The sequence below is a fragment of the Paenibacillus sp. FSL R7-0048 genome, assembly GCF_038004505.1.
Taxonomy (GTDB): domain Bacteria; phylum Bacillota; class Bacilli; order Paenibacillales; family Paenibacillaceae; genus Paenibacillus_AQ; species Paenibacillus_AQ odorifer.
Genome location: NZ_JBBORF010000001.1, coordinates 4989470 through 5006728 on the forward strand (window position 1 = coordinate 4989470; position 17259 = coordinate 5006728).

16 protein-coding genes are annotated in these 17259 nt (G+C 40.5%); 2 read left to right on the top strand and 14 right to left on the bottom strand.

Going from position 1 to position 17259, the window contains the following annotated elements; translation table 11 throughout:
- Nucleotides 1-84: 84 nt before the first annotated feature.
- A complete protein-coding gene (locus tag NSQ91_RS22300) occupies nt 85-1002 on the bottom strand; it encodes a LysR family transcriptional regulator (RefSeq protein WP_076303993.1) in 918 nt (305 codons plus the stop codon).
- Nucleotides 1003-1166: 164 nt separating this feature from the next.
- Between NSQ91_RS22300 and NSQ91_RS22305 the strand changes: the two genes are divergently transcribed.
- Entirely contained in the window at nt 1167-1916 is a 750-nt protein-coding gene (locus NSQ91_RS22305; RefSeq protein ID WP_076129478.1) for an SDR family NAD(P)-dependent oxidoreductase, read from the top strand.
- 78 nt (nt 1917-1994) lie between these two features.
- Here NSQ91_RS22305 and NSQ91_RS22310 read toward each other — a convergent pair whose 3' ends face one another.
- From NSQ91_RS22310 to NSQ91_RS22345, 8 genes are all read right to left on the bottom strand, one after another.
- The gene (locus NSQ91_RS22310) at nt 1995-2285 is read right to left on the bottom strand and encodes a MazG nucleotide pyrophosphohydrolase domain-containing protein (RefSeq protein ID WP_036676004.1); all 291 of its coding nucleotides are present in this window, start codon (nt 2283-2285) and stop codon (nt 1995-1997) included.
- A gap of 258 nt (nt 2286-2543) precedes the next feature.
- The gene (locus tag NSQ91_RS22315; protein ID WP_076303992.1) at nt 2544-3902 is read right to left on the bottom strand and encodes an LLM class flavin-dependent oxidoreductase; all 1359 of its coding nucleotides are present in this window, start codon (nt 3900-3902) and stop codon (nt 2544-2546) included.
- A 31-nt stretch (nt 3903-3933) separates the two neighbouring features.
- Nucleotides 3934-4746: an ABC transporter permease gene (locus NSQ91_RS22320; RefSeq protein WP_076303991.1), complete on the bottom strand. Its 813-nt coding sequence runs from the start codon at nt 4744-4746 to the stop codon at nt 3934-3936.
- A complete protein-coding gene (locus NSQ91_RS22325) occupies nt 4743-5594 on the bottom strand; it encodes an ABC transporter permease (protein ID WP_076129473.1) in 852 nt (283 codons plus the stop codon). Before NSQ91_RS22325 ends, NSQ91_RS22320 begins: the two co-directional genes overlap by 4 nt.
- Before the next feature lie 37 nt (nt 5595-5631).
- Nucleotides 5632-6642 carry an aliphatic sulfonate ABC transporter substrate-binding protein gene (locus tag NSQ91_RS22330; protein WP_076281396.1) on the bottom strand — a complete coding sequence of 337 codons (1011 nt, stop codon included), beginning with the start codon at nt 6640-6642 and terminating at the stop codon, nt 5632-5634.
- Nucleotides 6643-6684: 42 nt separating this feature from the next.
- Nucleotides 6685-7461, bottom strand: coding sequence for an ABC transporter ATP-binding protein (locus NSQ91_RS22335; protein WP_076303990.1), 777 nt, complete (start codon nt 7459-7461; stop codon nt 6685-6687).
- Nucleotides 7462-7869: 408 nt separating this feature from the next.
- The gene (locus tag NSQ91_RS22340) at nt 7870-8646 is read right to left on the bottom strand and encodes an RNA ligase family protein (RefSeq protein ID WP_076193166.1); all 777 of its coding nucleotides are present in this window, start codon (nt 8644-8646) and stop codon (nt 7870-7872) included.
- Nucleotides 8647-8968: 322 nt separating this feature from the next.
- Nucleotides 8969-9442, bottom strand: a complete 474-nt coding sequence (locus NSQ91_RS22345; protein ID WP_340919878.1) for a hypothetical protein — start codon at nt 9440-9442, stop codon at nt 8969-8971.
- A 374-nt stretch (nt 9443-9816) separates the two neighbouring features.
- Here NSQ91_RS22345 and NSQ91_RS22350 point away from each other — a divergent pair, with 374 nt between their 5' ends.
- Complete coding sequence (locus NSQ91_RS22350; RefSeq protein ID WP_339244294.1) at nt 9817-11559, top strand: ABC-F family ATP-binding cassette domain-containing protein; 1743 nt, start codon at nt 9817-9819, stop codon at nt 11557-11559.
- Nucleotides 11560-11788: 229 nt separating this feature from the next.
- On the opposite strand, the gene NSQ91_RS22355 is transcribed toward NSQ91_RS22350, so the two are convergent.
- The 5 genes from NSQ91_RS22355 to ahrC all read right to left on the bottom strand — a co-directional run bounded on the left by NSQ91_RS22355 (nt 11789) and on the right by ahrC (nt 17249).
- Entirely contained in the window at nt 11789-12508 is a 720-nt protein-coding gene (locus NSQ91_RS22355) for a hypothetical protein (protein ID WP_076303988.1), read from the bottom strand.
- A gap of 253 nt (nt 12509-12761) precedes the next feature.
- Nucleotides 12762-13577 carry a sporulation transcription factor Spo0A gene (gene spo0A / locus NSQ91_RS22360; protein WP_036682806.1) on the bottom strand — a complete coding sequence of 272 codons (816 nt, stop codon included), beginning with the start codon at nt 13575-13577 and terminating at the stop codon, nt 12762-12764.
- 197 nt (nt 13578-13774) lie between these two features.
- Complete coding sequence (gene spoIVB / locus NSQ91_RS22365; RefSeq protein ID WP_081383394.1) at nt 13775-14887, bottom strand: SpoIVB peptidase; 1113 nt, start codon at nt 14885-14887, stop codon at nt 13775-13777.
- Between the two features lie 138 nt (nt 14888-15025).
- On the bottom strand, nt 15026-16753 hold the full coding sequence (gene recN / locus NSQ91_RS22370; RefSeq protein ID WP_076129654.1) for a DNA repair protein RecN: 1728 nt from the start codon (nt 16751-16753) through the stop codon (nt 15026-15028).
- 46 nt (nt 16754-16799) lie between these two features.
- The gene (ahrC, locus tag NSQ91_RS22375) at nt 16800-17249 is read right to left on the bottom strand and encodes a transcriptional regulator AhrC/ArgR (protein WP_036682813.1); all 450 of its coding nucleotides are present in this window, start codon (nt 17247-17249) and stop codon (nt 16800-16802) included.
- Between the last annotated feature and the right edge of the window lie 10 nt (nt 17250-17259).

Consider the following 17259-nt stretch of genomic DNA (forward strand, 5'->3'; position numbering starts at 1 on the left):
TATCGATCTGAGCTTGGACAACATCATAGGGTTAATATTAACTAGGAAGCGTAAAGGTTAGATAAAATTTACCAAGGCATACTGTTAACTCCGTCTAATCATTTCATCAAATTCATGCTTTAGCCTGTTGATAAATCTTCGGGCGGTCTGGGAGGTCTGTTTGGAAGCAGAGACAATAGCTCCTGAATATTTCGCACGGGTATCTGGTGATCGTAACTCGATGGTTTTCATGAAGGCAGAAGTCATCTCTGATATTTTAAGAAACGAATAATCCAGACCAATTGTGATGGCCAGTCCTTCTGCAACTGCATTCTCAATCGCCCGTGTGTTGTTACTTACAAAAAGCAAATTGATCGGCCCATAGCCAGATAAATATCGCTCTACATAGTCCTTAATGTAAGGATCATCGTATAAAACCAACGTCTGCCCCACTAACTGATCCGGTGTAAGGATTGAATTCAGGGCTAGCGGTGAGTGTGGATGTACACCAACTACAATTTTTCCTTCCATTAACCGTTCAAACTTAATCCCCTTATATGTGTCAGGCATTCCCTCCGGTGAGACCATAAGTCCAATGTCCATTTCATCCTGAAGTACATTATCCAGAATTTCTTTGGGTCCTTTTTCAAAAATCTCTATTTTCACATTTGGAAAATCTGCCTTAAAACTAGAGATTACCTTCACCATCAGATGCATGGGTCCAGGTATCGTAGCAATTTTCAAATGACCACTTAACGTATCGCTGTAAATCTGTGCTTCTTCTTTTAATTCATTTACTTTCATCAGGACTTCATTTGCTTTGCTAATAATGGCATTTCCTTCTGCTGTGGGAACCGCCTTTTGCCCGCGCGAACGGATGAACAAAGTAACTCCCAGCTCAGCCTCCAGCATGGTAATGGACTGACTCATTGCGGATAGAGTGATATGACGATTCTGAGCTGCTTTGGTTAAAGAACCAATCTTTGCGACTTCTACAATATTCTCGCATTGCTCTAAATTCATTTGAATCACCCCTTAAGTTAATCTTTACTTAATAACTATTAAATTTACTTAAATTTTAATTAATTTAGACAAGTGTTACAATGTAAATAAGTTAGTAAGTAACCATTTTTACTATATCAACTTTCATTTCTAGTATAACTATATTTCTTGAGGAGGAAACTCAAATGACAGACAAAAGAGTAGCCGTAATAACAGGTGGAGCCAGTGGAATCGGGAAACAAACCGCCATTAAATTTGCAAGTAAAGGTGATCAAGTTGTCGTTGCCGATTTCAATCAACAATTAGGTGAAGAAACGGTAGCACAAATTATTAAAGAGGGTGGCGAAGCAATTTTCGTCAAAACAGATGTTTCCAAATATGAAGATGTCGAAGCGCTGGTTCAAAAAACTGTAGATACTTATGGAAGAATTGACGTTATGTTCAACAATGCCGGGATCGGCCGCGTCACTCCTGTACTAGACCAAGACCTTAAGGATTATCACAGTGTCATTAATGTCAATCAGCATGGTGTAGCCCATGGGATTATCGCTGCTGGTAAAAAAATGCGTGAGCTCGGCATCAAAGGTGTGATCATCAATACAGCTTCTGTATTTGGATTCCTAGCTTCCCCAGGTACATTCGCATATCACGCTTCCAAAGGTGCGGTCATTATGATGACTAAATCCGCAGCACTTGAACTTTCGGTTCATGGCATCCGCGTGCTTGCCGTTGCTCCAGGCGCTGTAGATACGCCAATTATCCAAGGATATAAAGATCAAGGAATGGTTGACCAAATGAAGAGCAAAGTAATGGGTAACAAACTAACATTACCTGAACAAGTTGCAGACACTGTATACTTGCTCTCCTTACCAGAAGCTAGTGCAATTAACGGTAGTGTTGTAATGGCTGATGAAGGTTATGCTTCATTTAAATAAAGTTTAGGGTGAAAAAAATCCAAGGCTTCCCTCGAGGGAGGTCCTTGGATTTTTTTAAAAGTATTCAATAGATACACCCTACTCCCAAGTCCTCTGTTCATTAATCTCCAGCTTACGTTTAAACGCCTGCTCCAGATCAATACCAAGTTTATTGGCCAGATCAAAAATATTCCACACCACATCGTACATCTCGTATCCCAAGTTTTCTTTCCGCTCCGCATCTGGATGAAAAGATACCGACAAAACCTCTTTGGACAACTCCCCAACCTCAGTCATTAAGTACAGCATTCTCTGCTCAATGGTGCTGGTATCAAACCCTTTGATTTCACTGAACTCCTTAACATACTGTTGAAACTCTGCTGCATTCATTTCCTTACGCCTCGCTTTTTGGTATAAAGTTATGTAAAGTAATTATTCCTGCGTATTTACCAATTATCATCCTTTTGATCTAAGAATACAAACTCTCCAAGACTTTGCTGTTTATTAGACAAGAACGCTCTCACAATGCGATAAAAAAGAAGCGATTCCTCATTTATCGAAGAATCGCTTCTTTGCATTTTGCTCACTATAGTGATACCTCAATAGCCAACTCGTTACAATCTGAATAAAGCCACTCCGATGATCACCTTATTTACCAGCCCCTACTTCAGCCACTCTACGATTCTGAAAATGACGAATATCCGGACGCTCCAATCCTAGATGTTCACGAAGGGTACTCCCCGTATACTCAGTGCGGAACAAGCCGCGTGCTTGCAAGATGGGCACAACATGATCCACGAATTCATCCAAGTTGCCCGGCAGTACTGGTGGCATAATATTAAATCCATCGCAGCCGTACTCTTCGAACCACAATTGCATTAAATCTGCCAATTGTTCATAGGTTCCAACAAACTGCATATGTCCTCGTGCACCAAGCAAACGGCGGCCTAATTCTAATATCGATAATTTGTCCTTACGAGCCATATCCATAATCAGCTGAACCCGGCTTTTCATTCCATTTGATGCTTCTACTGGATCAGGAATCTCAGGCAGCTGTCCATCTATTGGGTATTCGGACAGGTCAAACCTCAACATGCCAGACAACATACCAACAACAGCGGCAGGAGGAATCAACTCCTGCAGTTTTTTATATTTACTTTGGGCTTCCTCTTCGGTCGCTCCAATGATCGGAGATAAGCCCGGCATAATTTTTAAGCTACCACGTTCACGGCCATAATCTGCTAATTTGGAATTGACGCTTTCATAGAAGGCCTTAGCCGCTTCAAGCGACTGCTGTGCCGTAAAGATCACCTCTCCAAAACTAGCTGCAAAATCTTGTCCTGGACCAGAAGATCCGGCTTGAATAAGTACAGGATACCCTTGAGGTGAGCGAGGAACATTGAGGGTTCCTTTTGTAGAATACCACTCCCCTTTGTATTCCACTTCTTTGATCTTCTTCGCGTCAGCAAATTGTCCCTCTTCGCGGTTGACGATTAAAGAGTCATCCTCCCAGCTGTCCCAGAGAAGCGTTGCCACCTCAACAAATTCACGTGCCATTTTATACCGAAGTCCGTGCTCTGGATGCTCCGGCTTCCCATAGTTATAAGCTTCCACATCAAGCTGGGAGGTAACAATATTCCAACCCGCTCGGCCTTCACTAATATGATCTAAAGAAGCAAATTTGCGAGCCACATTATAAGGTTCGTTATACGTGGTCGATACGGTAGCCGTTAATCCGAGTTTTTCTGTTTCTGTCGAAAGGGCTGACAACAGCGTCAATGGGTCCAGCATACCCGAAGCTGCTTGATCCGCACCCATCACATACAACAAATCCGCCAAAAACATCATATCGAACTTCCCACGCTCGGCGGTTTTTGCCAATTCGCGATAAAATTTATAATTGAAGATCTTATCCGCTCCCGATTCCGGATGACGCCAGCCATAATGATGATGTCCTGAATAATAAATAAATGCACCTAAATGTAGCTGATCTTTTCTGGTTCCCATAATGACCCTGCCTTTCGAATTCTAGAGTTCGTTAACCTTTGAATGTATCACGCCAATGCAGCCATCTTCTCTCCAGCAATCGAATTGCGGAATCCGAAAGTTTTCCTATCACTGCAAAGATTGAAATTCCAACGAATACTATATCTGTTTGCGAATAAGCTCTGGCATCCTGAATCATATAGCCTATCCCCGCACTTGTTCCCATCATCTCCGCTACGACGAGTACAAGCCACGATGCACCAAGTGATAAGCGAATACCAAGTAGAATATTGGGCATTGCAGCCGGAATAATCATTTTGCTAAGCAACTGCCATCTTGTATATTGGAAAATACGGGATACTTCAACAAGCTTGATATCAACATTACGAATTCCTAGGAAAGTGTTCAGATAAACTGGAAAAAAAGCACCTAATGAAATCATTAGTATTTTAGAAAATTCACCTACACCAAACCACAAAATGAATAACGGAATAAGGGCAAGTAATGGAATCGTCCGAAGCATCTGTAAAGATGGATCCAGTGTACGCTCTACCAACTTCCCAAGTCCTGTAGATAAGCCAAGCAGCAGTCCAGTAGCAGATCCCAATAAAAAGCCAAGCCCTGCCCGATAGGCGCTAATCCCCAGATGTCGAAACAGCTCACCGCTAGCTATTAAAGAAAAGAACTGCGCAATAATGGTAGATGGAGCAGGCAATGTCGTCGCAGAGACTAGATGGAGCGCAGCTGCCACTTCCCAAATCACCACTAGAACTAGAGGTACAATCCAACCATGCAGTTTTTTTGGAATCCAGCTTAAACCATCGTCGTGACGCTCTATTTTATTACTGGATAGGTGATTGCTCATGATCCTTTATCTCCCCTATAACTGTCCTGCCATCTTAGCAATCTCGATTCCAACAGCTTCACTAATGAATCTGACAGTTTACCTACTACAGCAAACACGATGATCCCAACAAATACCACTGTGGTCAAAGAAAACGATCGCGCGTCATTGATTAGATAGCCAACACCTGAGCTAGAGCCCATCATCTCCGCTACGACAAGTCCAAGCCAAGCTATGCCCACAGACAAACGGATACCTAAAAAGATGTTGGGCAGTGAGGCTGGAATAATTAACTTACTCACCATCTGCCATTTACTGAATTGCAGTACTCTCCCAACATCAAACAACTTGTTGTCCACCGAACGGATTCCTAGAAATGTGTTCACGTATAATGGGAAAAATGAACCTTTGGCAATCAACAATATTTTTGAGGTTTCACCGAATCCGAACCACAAAATAAAAAGTGGAGCGATTGCTAAATGGGGCAGCGTGCGCAGCATTTGCAGCGACGGATCCAGCAAACGTTCTGTTTTGTATGAGAAGCCTACCCACAAACCCGCCGCTAAGCCAAGCCCTCCCCCTATTAAGAAACCAAGCAGTGCCCGCCAAGCAGATATGCCTAAATGTTTCGCCAGCTCACCGGACGCGGTCAAGCTAACCAGTTCCCGCCATATTTCACTTGGCCTTGGCAGCAATATAGGATTTAACTTTCCCATCGCTCCGGCTATCTCCCAAATCAGGAGTAAAGCAATTGGTAAGATAAGTCCAAGCAATACATTCGTCGTTTGGATGGAAAGTCCGCGCTTCTTTACTGGATTCTTCTTATGAATTAGTGGCGAGATCACAGCTTTTTCAGCACTGAATTGCATGTAAACAACCTCTTTTCTACATCTGTGGTTTCATCCGTTACTTCAAAGGTTCCTTCAGTGCTGCTTCAATATATTGATTGTCTGTTATTTTAGAAACTTCAATCTCTTTACGGATGTTCTTAATATTAAATTGAAAATCGGCTGTCTTCTGCAATTCTTCAACAACAGCATCGCTAATTGGAATGTTGATCATCTGGGAACGTTCAAACGTACCTTCGATTACCGCTGCCGGAATGTTCCGCTCAGCTGCATATCTTTCAGTCGCTTCAGCGCGATTATCTGTCTCCCAAGCTATAGCTTTGTTGGTTACTTTTAAATAAAGCGTAACTAGTTCTGGATATTTCTCTGCGAACGCTGAACGGGAGATCACAAAAGAAGGAGATAAGACACCCAATTGCTCACCATCCGTCAAAACCTTCCCTTTACCGGTCAATGCGTTTAGAGTAATATACGGATCCCATGTAGCCCATGCATCAACGCCACCGGTTTCAAATGCAGGTTGTGCTTCATCAGGCTGTAGCTGGATAATCTCAAAATCTGCTTCTTTAAGACCTGATTCCTCAATACCGCGATAAAGGAAGTTGTAAGCATTGCTGCCTTTTGTAACAGCTATCTTCTTGCCTTTCAGATCCTCCAGTTTCTGAGCAGTACTACTACCAGGTACAAGAAGAGCAACGTTATTCGTACCTTCTAATACTTGTGAGATAATCTTAATAGGAATACCCGCAGCTTGGGCTGCGATCACCGGCATGTTACCAAGAGTCGCTATGTCCAACTTATTAGAAGCGATCGCCTCTGTCATTGGGGGTCCACTTTGAAATTCCGTCCATTCTACTTTTACGCCCAGCTTATCAAATTCTTGCTCATACCATTTTTCCTCACGGGCTTTACCAAACATCCCCCCGCTGCCCTGCACGCCAATCTTAATGGTCACACCTTCATATTTGTTGGCGTCGTTCTTTCCCGCACTCTTTTCATTCGATGCACAACCCGTTGCAAATACAGTCAAAACAAGTATAACAAGTAGTGAATTACGAAATAATTTCATGGATCATTTCTCCCCTTTTTATAAAAAATGGACTCTCTTTATCTAGATACCAGCACCAACATCGATTGCCGGTTCTTCAACCTTCTCAAACTCACTCAGCACCAGTCGACGTAGCTCTTGGAATGAAGTACTGGATCTTTTTCGCGGAAACGGTAAATCAATGGGAAGAATATTGCGAATATGCCCAGGTCGGGGATTCATAATGACTACCCGCTCACCCAAAAATACAGCTTCATCCAGATCATGAGTTACAAATAACATAGTCGTCTTATTGCTCTGCCAAATATCAAGAAGTACCTCTTGCAGATGTGATCTAGTAAAAGCGTCTAGTGCGCCAAAAGGTTCATCGAGCAATAATACATCCGGATTACGGAGCAACGCCCTAGCAATAGATACTCGTTGGGCCATCCCGCCTGACAGCTCACGTGGATAGGATTTCTCAAAACCCTTTAATCGTACAAGTTCAATCAATTCATCTACTTTTTTGCGAACCTCTGGATTTTTAAGCGATAAATTTGCTGCAATATTATGCTCCACCGTCAACCACGGAAAAAGTCTTGGTTCTTGAAAAATAAATCCCTTCTCAATACTCGGACCGTCGATCTGTTTGCCATTCAGTAGAACCGTGCCGCTATAGCCCGTATCCAGTCCTGCCACAATTTTTAGCAAGGTACTTTTTCCGCAGCCGCTGGGACCTATAATCGTAATCAACTCGCCTTTTTTCACCTTCAGCTGAATATTACTTAATGCGATAACATCACCTGCAGGCGCGGCGAATACTTTATTCAAATGTTCGATAACCAGTGTTTCCTTCGACACTCCATTCACCCTTTCCGATAAATTTAAACTAAACTATACTTATGTATTTAATAGGTATTAAGAGCAAAAAAAATAATGAGAGCTTCTAAAGAACCTTATCCGACTATTCAACTAGGTTTAATTTACATCATCTTATCAGTGACATTCCTCACATGTCAAACATTATTTGCCAAATGGTTGTATGTCTTGTGAAGTGGGTAGGTTTTGCGAATGGCAAGGACATAGTATTAGTTATAGCCGATAGGGATTTATCTAATTGGAGTTCAAAACTGCACAAAAAAATACCGCATATTTATTGGTTTTGGACCAATGAATAAGCAGTATTTTGGGGGCTGTTCACAAACCCCATTGCTTAGGGAACCTCATGCTAAATTCTGAAAATATCAGCATTGATAATAATTCCAACTATTACTTTCTAAACGTTCTTTCATAATCTTCAAACCGTATTTTTCTAATTTGTTTACGATCCGTTGTTCTAGCAATGATTCCTTCTGATTTGCCTGATGCGTCGATGCCTACTTGCGTGTTTTCGAATCTTTTTAAATAAGAATATGTACTCTCAAGAGAAATTGGAAACTCGGAACCCTTTGTGGTTTCAAGAAGTGGTGCAGACTGCAAATCAATACTTTCAATAAATCTCTTCTTCTCAATTTCATCATAAAATGGTTGATTTCCGTGATCACGCCACACCGCAATTTTCTCCTGCGATAACTCAAGAAGTCTATATAATTCATCCTTATTCAAGGAGAACACATCAAATACACGATACCCTTGAGTTTTTCTGTCAGAATAGTTCTTGGATGCTTTAGTTTTCCCTCCATAAGATTCCTGATAAATTACGGTTAATGCCCAGTCACCCTCAAGAAGGATATCTGCAATTACTTTTTCTGCTAACGGCTTAAGAAATTCCGCAATGTTCCCATAAGGATTACCGATTCTATCTCCTTTTGCATATAACAATTCTTCTCTGGAACCAATTAGATAATCAACTTCGTTATCATCATTTTTTAATAAAATGATCCTTGAATTTTCACCATCTACTTTTTCGTAAATAAAAACATCGTCTAATTCTGCGAAGCCTCTTGACTCCGTTAAAACATCATTTAACCGACCTCGTTCACCTAATTGATGATATGTAAGAATGCTTGGGTACTTTGTTAAAGAATTTATTTTCTTTAAATCCATAAACTATTCTCCTTCTTTCAAATTCACTTTATATGACTCTTGTTCTTATAAACATAAACAAAGATAGCCAAGGAATATTTTACCACTGATTACGTGTTCACGTGTTATTCCTGATGGGATTGTCATAAAGAGTTCTCCTTATTTGTTTACCAATTTAACTTTGAAGATAAGTATCATCATAATCTACGTAATTACTTTGTTGATTACGCATGAAGGTTATACGCAAAGAAGGTTCTTATATGTATTTTCAAGTGATACTCATGTAATAGAAAATCAGCAAAATAAGAATATGTAAATAGTAGTAAACACCAATAAATCTTCTTTAATAATCTGATTCAAATATTGTTTCGTTTTTATCATTTGAGAAAATAATTTTTAATTGAGCAGTCGGATTCCAAATCCTACTATCTTTTATAATTAGATATTTTCCACCTGTATATTCATACTCACGAGTCTTACTGTCAATCACCACTGAAAATGTTTTAGCATCTTTTAAAACTTGCGTATTATTAATTACAAGGCCAATTGAACCTTTCTCTAAACCACCCATAGCTATCTCATCTCGTATCATAGCCGTAGATTTAGTATAGTCAGAAGCACTACGATAAATATAAATATAGGGCAAGCTAAAAATGTAATATTCCTCGTCGTTTAGCTTTTGTATAGATACATAATCCAAATTTTCACTTTCGATAAATTGATCTAATTCTTTTTCATTGATTGCATTCCAGCTACATCCTGACAAAAAGAAGAATACACAAAAAGATAGTATTACATATCTCAAATAAAATTTCATATTCCCTCCATAATTAAATATTACACTTAGATTATTTACATCTGTAGCTATGATTCTCCTTAATAAATTCAAGCATGTACGTATCTAAAATAACAAAGGATTTACCCTACTAACTCCACTATAACATTAAATGGAATATGCTTATCTTCTACCAAGGCAATAAATTCCGAGTTGTAGCCATTAGGTATTTATAGGTTTTATGACCATAATTTATTAGTCTGTAAGATTGTATTATCAGATGATTTTGATACCTTTAATGCGAAATGATTGAAGTTGCTTGTAAACAGTGTTACTCTATCAACGGTAAACTCAAAATCTGTACTCTTCAATACATCTTATAATAGTCACTATTTTTAGTTAAGAAAGGTAACACTATGATAAAAGTTGATAACTTATCCTTCGCATTCCCGCAAAAAGAACTATATAAAAACATTTCATTTACGCTTGAAGAAGCACAACATTGCGCTTTTATAGGAACAAGCGGCAGTGGTAAAAGTACACTGATCGATATACTGATGGATCCAGAAAAATATTTGTTCGAAGGCAAGCTAGAGATGGACCCCACCTGCAAAATTGGATATGTAAGTCAGTTTTCGCAACTAGACAAATCTAAAGAAACAACCGTTTTTGAATATATAGGAGAAGAATTTATTAAGATACAAAATGAAATAACAGCTATTCTCACTGAAATGGAAACATCATCAGATATTGATTCATTACTCGAAAAGTATCAATTAGCTCTAGATGCCTTTGATTTAATGGATGGAAATGATTTTGAAAGCAATATTAATAAGAAACTAAATTTAGCCAACCTCTTGAAGCTAAAAGATGTTAGGGTATCCGATCTAAGTGGTGGGGAATTCAAGCTTATTCAAGTGATGAAGGAAATGCTGACTAGTCCAGACTTAATGATTATGGATGAGCCCGATGTATTTTTAGATTTTGAAAACCTAAATGCACTTAAAAATCTGATTAATGCTCACAAAGGAATATTGCTAGTTGTTACGCATAACCGTTATCTATTAAATCATTGTTTTAACAAAATCATACACCTTGAAAACATGGAGATCCAAGAGTTCGATGGGCGATATATTGAGTATAACTTCTCATTACTTCAGACGAAAATTGAGTTACAAGAAATCGCAGTCGCTGAACAAGAAGAAATAGAGAGATACGATAACATTATTGATAATCTTAGAGCGATCGCAACCTATAATTCAGAAGCATCTAGAGGGAGAGCGTTAAAAGCTAGGGTTAAGTTTCAAGAAAGATTGGAAGCGCGAAAAATTAAAGCGCCATTCGTTGATATTAAGCAACCAAAAATCAGTTTTGGTGTGGACAATGAATTTGAAGAAGACATCACTGTTTTAAATGTGAATAATTATAGTGTTTCCTTTGATGAGTTGATTTTAGAAAATGTTAACTTTGAGATGAAACCTACAGATAAAGTAGCCCTTATCGGTCCAAACGGTACCGGGAAAACGACTTTACTCCGAGATATCTTTAAAAATAATCATGATTCAATTGAAATAAATGCTGATATTAAATTGGCTTATCTTTCTCAGCTTCAAGACGAAGTGCTAAAGGATTCTAATACCATACTAGAAGACTTCATCGATGCCGGGTTTGCAACTTATGACGAGATTAGAGCACATCTTTCAAACTATGGCTTTGAAGGAGAAATTCTTACTCAAAAGATAGAATCTTTATCTGGTGGCGAAAAAAATATACTGCAATTGGCGAAAGTTTCTGCTAGCAAAGCAAACTTATTGCTTCTTGATGAACCGACAAGCCATTTAGACACCTATACACAAATCGCACTGGAGAAAGCCATTGAAGACTATAAAGGTGCGATTCTCATGATTTCTCATGATTTTTATTCTGTAGTAAATGGGATGGATTATGTACTAATCATTGACGAGAAGACGATTAGAAAAATGAGTATGCGAAAATTCAGAAAGATGATTTATGCCAGTCATTTTGATAAAGATTATTTAGAAAATGAACAAAATAAAAAAGCAGTTGAAATGAAAATAGAATTAGCTTTAAAAGACAATAATTTTGAACTTGCGAAAGGTATGGTTGACGAGCTAGAAGAGCTGATTAAGTTACTTTAAATTCCAACCTTCTGAATGAAATGATTACAAGAACGATGAAATAAAATGTTGGTGGAAAAGTATCCACATTAAAGACACTGATGAATAGATCTCAGTGTCTTTTTACTGCATTGATTTTATTGATAGCTCTTGCCACGGACAGTGGTCACTTATCAATAAAAATCTTTTTCAACACATTTTTTTCCAAACTTCTCTTCATCTCTCCGATTGATATAACTTTAATGAAGCATCATGAGAAATTTTTATCAAAACAGTCTTTAGTCTCGCATTTAATTTTATACCATTGATAACCATAATCCGATAAGTTTGGTAGGATCAATAATTTGTTACCACAGCGGATACAATTATTTTCTGATAAGTTTCCGTTCTTGTAGTCCGCTAAGTAACCTTCTGCTAGTTCTACTTCCTTAATTATATTTTCTAGAGCAACATCGCTTATATCAAAAGGTGTCATATCTCCTCTATTTGCATAAATAGAGCGTGAAAAAGCTCCAAATCCACCAACCAGTTCGTGGTGATGGGTATTAATCCGTCCCCCACCTCTCTCAAATAATTTGATCATCGGTTCATATATATCTGGAAACTGCAATGCGATATTGTCGCGCGAATCAAGCAAAGAGCACCAGCGTAAATAATGTATACTTATTAATTTCATAAGCATAATATCAATTTTATTAAAATTCGGACACGTTTCTAAGAAGATGTCCCACTCATTTTCCTCCATCTTAAAACCTAATAACATATCCATACCTATGTATATACTTGCTGCTTCCTTAGAGATAAACTGCAAAAACATGCCGACTCTTCGGTAATACTCTGCAATCAAATTAGCATCTGCTTCATATTCACCTCTAGATCTTACTTCTTCATATCTTTTTTTTGAAATTCCAATGTATAAATTCGCATCAATGTTCTTAATTCTTTCAACACCTGATTCGTAATAATTCATGAAGATTCCTCCGACTTAACTCACAAATGTAGTTCTCTATATTCTGATAGAAGAATTGGTTTATCTAACCAGCTGGCCCGATTGTTCTAAGCCCCTGCTTGAGTTTCACTATTTATAAGATGGCTAATCTTTAAATAAAAACAAAACCCAATAAACCATTTAGGTTTATCGGGCGAGATTTAAAAAAGTTTATCGGTTCAAAACAAGTTTATCGATTTTATACTGACTGTACCCCGCACTGCCCCTAACCCTTTCAACTAACCTTATGCTCAATCCGCAGCTTGTCCGCTACCATGGCAATAAATTCCGAGTTAGTAGGCTTAGATTTGGAGATATTAATGGTGTAGCCGAATAAATGGCTGATGGAGTCAATGTTGCCACGTGTCCAAGCCACTTCAATCGCATGGCGGATCGCGCGTTCTACGCGTGAAGGCGTGGTTTTGAACTTCTCAGCTATGGCTGGATAGAGTGTTTTTGTAATCGCACCAAGGATCTCGATATTGTTATATACCATGGTGATCGCTTCACGCAGGTACTGATAGCCCTTGATATGCGCTGGGACACCGATTTCATGGATGATCGAGGTAATGTTAGCGTCGAGGTTCTTGCCCTTAGAGAGCGGCACTACATTCGATCTGGACGTCGACGAATAATTGTACATGTTGGAGGAGGAGCTCATGCTGCCTTGAGAGCCGACAAGCTGACGTACACGATTTGCCAGGACCTCCATATCGAACGGTTTCAAAATATAATAGGATGCACCAAGCTGTACAGCTCTTTGAGTGATGTTCTCCTGACCAAAAGCAGTCAGCATGATGATCTTCGGTTGAGGATTCAGATCCATATCACGTAGACGTTCCAATACACCTAGGCCGTCTAAATGCGGCATGATGATATCAAGAATAAGAACATCGGGAATTTTACGCGCTTCGCTAAGCATTTGAAGCACTTCTTCACCATTGTAGGCGATACCCGTTACGGTCATATCTTCTTGCTCAGAAATGTACTCGGAAAGCAAATTCGTAAATTCCCTGTTATCATCGGCCAACAACACTTCAATATTCTGCACTGGCTGCTTCCTCCTTAATTATATCTGCTATTCGAAAATAACATTTTTTTCTTGTCTCTTACGTTTTCGACATGGAGATCGAATTCCCTTCTGTCGAAAATTATTTTTCTTTATTTTTTTTCTGTGTTGGATTATAATTAAATATTTTATCTCAATGTTCGAGGTTCTTCGTAATCGTTCGACAAAAAATCTTAAGGCTAAACCGCCTTAAGATTTAATGAATACCTATTCTCCTGTTTGGTCACACCTGAATCTTGAAGCATCCATTCGATGAAGCACCCATAACCGGACTTAGGATCATTTACAAATACATGAGTTACGGCTCCGATGAGGCGGCCATCCTGTACGATAGGACTTCCGCTCATGCCTTGGACGATACCGCCTGTCTTATCAATAAGGCGTGGATCGGTGATCCGCAGCACCATTCCTTTAGTGGCTGGCGTTTGCTGATGTGCTACATGAATGATCTCAACCTTAAACCGCTCCACCTGCTGACCATCAACTACAGTTAGGATCTCAGCAGGACCTTCCTTGACTTGATCGCTCATCGCCACGGGGATCGGTTCTTTGTAAAGACTGTGCTCGGGATTGGAGCTCATTTTACCGAAGATGCCGAAGTCAGTATTGCTCTCCACATTTCCAAGCACTTGGCTTTCTTTCAAAAAATGCGCTCGTTTCTCGCCCGGATCGCCATCCTGGCTTTTGGATATGGAGGTTACACTGGACTGAACGATATGACCACTGCCTACAACAATTGGAGTACCGGTATTCATGTCTGTAATCACATGTCCCAAAGCTCCATATACACCTTGCTCTGGAGCATAAAAAGTTAATGTGCCAACACCCGCTGCTGAATCACGAATGTACAGGCCTAACCGCCACACTTTGTCATGAATGTCATACGCGGGCTTTAACTTAGCTGTATGCTCTTTACCTCCGCGTTTGAAGACAATGGTCAAGGGGTTATTCGCTTTACCAGCACGATCCACCAGCTTGGCCACCTTGGACAACTCGTCCAATTTCTCACCATTCATGGAGATCATCAGATCACCCGGCACTAAACCGCTGACCTCTCCTGGGGAAAGCTTAGTTTTCTCGGATACTTCAATCAGATGATGACCAACAACCAAAACACCTGCTGATTTCACTTTCACACCGATCGTTTGACCTCCCGGGATCACCTTAAGCTCGGAATGAATTCCTTGTGCAGTCACCTTGGCTGGTTCACCTTGCAGTGGTGCAGCAGAACTTAGGTTTGTTCCCGTTATGCCCGATAAACTAAGAAAGAAGGCAAATAAAAGGCCTGGCATTAACTTCCTGAGGTTAGGCTTCAATGGCTGTCACGCTCCCTTTTGCTTCTTTCGCTTGACGAAAAAGGTGGTCGCCAATTGCGTACCTATAAGATAACCTTGCCCCCAGGCTTTTATTACTGTCAATCATTGCTCCGCTTAGCTTGTTGCAGCCTTACTTGCCTCGGCCAGATTAAGCATTTCCTGCGAGTGATGCAATGTTTTTTCGGTAATTTCTACGCCACCCAGCATCCTGGCCAGCTCCATTACACGTCCATCGTTCGTTAGGGATTCCACTTCAGTCATGGTTCTTCCATCCTCAACCTTTTTGCGGATTAAGTACTGATGGTCAGCCATACAAGCCACCTGTGGCAAGTGAGTAATGGAGAACACCTGACAGGTAGACGACAGCTTAAACAGCTTATCTGCGATGGACTGAGCAGCTCTGCCGCTGACACCGGTATCCACTTCGTCAAAAATTAGAACTGGAATTGCATCATGGCGCGCAAAAATACTTTTCATTGCCAGCATAATACGCGACAGCTCACCACCAGAGGCAATTTTGCCAAGAGGTCTCAGGGGTTCGCCCGGGTTAGGGGATATCATAAATTCTGCGCTGTCTATCCCTTGTCTTGTGAGGCGAATACGCCGACCATTGTATTCGACTCCACGCGGGTCCTCCAGCCTGTCCAATTTGACCTGCAACGAGGTTCTTTCCATTTGAAGGTCTTTGAGCTCACCCTCCACTTGGGTGGCCAGATCAGCAGCACAAAGCTTTCGTGCTTCACTTAATTCCGTAGCTGCTTCCATTAATACAGACAGCAACGAATCGCGCTTCGCCGTCAATTTCTCCAGATATTCATCTTTATTCTCAAGCAAATCAGTTTCCCGGTGAATTTGTTCATAATAAGCCAAAATCTGTTCTACACTTTCTCCATATTTACGTCGGAGTCCAGTGATCAAATCCAAACGATTCTCTATTTCTTCAAGTCGCATCGGATTGAACTCGATATTTTCCCGGTAATCACGAAGCTGAAAAGCAGCATCCTCTAGCTGGTAATATGAGGACTGCAGCTGTTCGAGCACTGTTCGCAGACCCTTCTCATCGTAACGAACTGCATCCTCAAGTCTGGAAATAACATTACCGATCGATTCCAAGCCTTGTCTGTCGTAAAGTAGCTCATATGCACCCGATACGGAATCCATCATTTTCTCACTGTGGGATAGTTTGACCCGTTCTTCGGTAAGTAATTCATCTTCTCCCGGTTTTAATCCGGCGGATGAAATTTCTTCAAGCTGAAAACGATATAAGTCAAGCATTTGGTATGCCTTCTGGCTGGATTCCTGCAGCTCTCGCAGCTCTTTCTCCACCTTCGCGAAGGCAGAATACCTTTCCTGAAAAACTGCCTTTAGCGGACCAATAATCGGTTCTCCGTATGTATCCAGCAGTCCCAGATGCCGTTCCGCCTTCAGCAAGTTCTGGTGTTCATGCTGGCCGTGTATATTAACCAGCTGCTCGCCGATCTCGCGAAGCATGGTAAGATTGACCATCTGCCCATTTACACGTGATGTACTTTTACCTTGAGAGGTAAGCTCGCGTCGTATAATAAGATGCTCCTCGCGCTGGGCCTCAATGCCAAGACGCTCCAAAGTCTCCCAAACGGGATGACCGCTGGGAAGACTGAAGAGCGCCTCCATCTCCGCTTTTTCACAACCATAACGAATGGAATCCGCAGAACCGCGGCCTCCAACAATCAATCCAAGCGCATCAATAATAATGGATTTACCTGCCCCGGTCTCCCCCGTAAGCACGTGGAAGCCAGGATAAAAATGCACATCTACCGCCTCAACGACGGCAAGATTGCGTATAGACAAGGTTTCTAACACTAATAGAGCACCTCCGAGAAGATGACAGGCATCTGATTAATTATAATTAAGAAATATAACCCATGATTTGTGAAATTACGGTCTTGCTGTCCTCAGGTAAACGGCAAATGATAAGGATTGTATCATCACCAGAAAGGGTTCCCATAATTTGCGGCCAGTCAATATTATCAATTAAAGCAGCGACAGAGTTAGCCGTACCTGGTAAACATTTCATCACCACAAGATTAGCCGAGGAATCGATCTGCACAAAATTATCCACAAGAACGCGCTTAAGCTTCTGAATGGGATTGTACCGTTGATCCGTTGGAAGTGAATATTTATATCTTCCATCATCCATGGGTACCTTGATGAGCAACAGCTCTTTTATATCTCGAGATACTGTGGCTTGAGTAACTTGAAAACCTGATTCCCGCAAGGCTTCCACAAGCTCGTCCTGTGTCTCGATATCCTTTTGTGTAATAATTTCACGAATCTTAATATGTCGTTGTCCCTTCATTGTTGCCTCC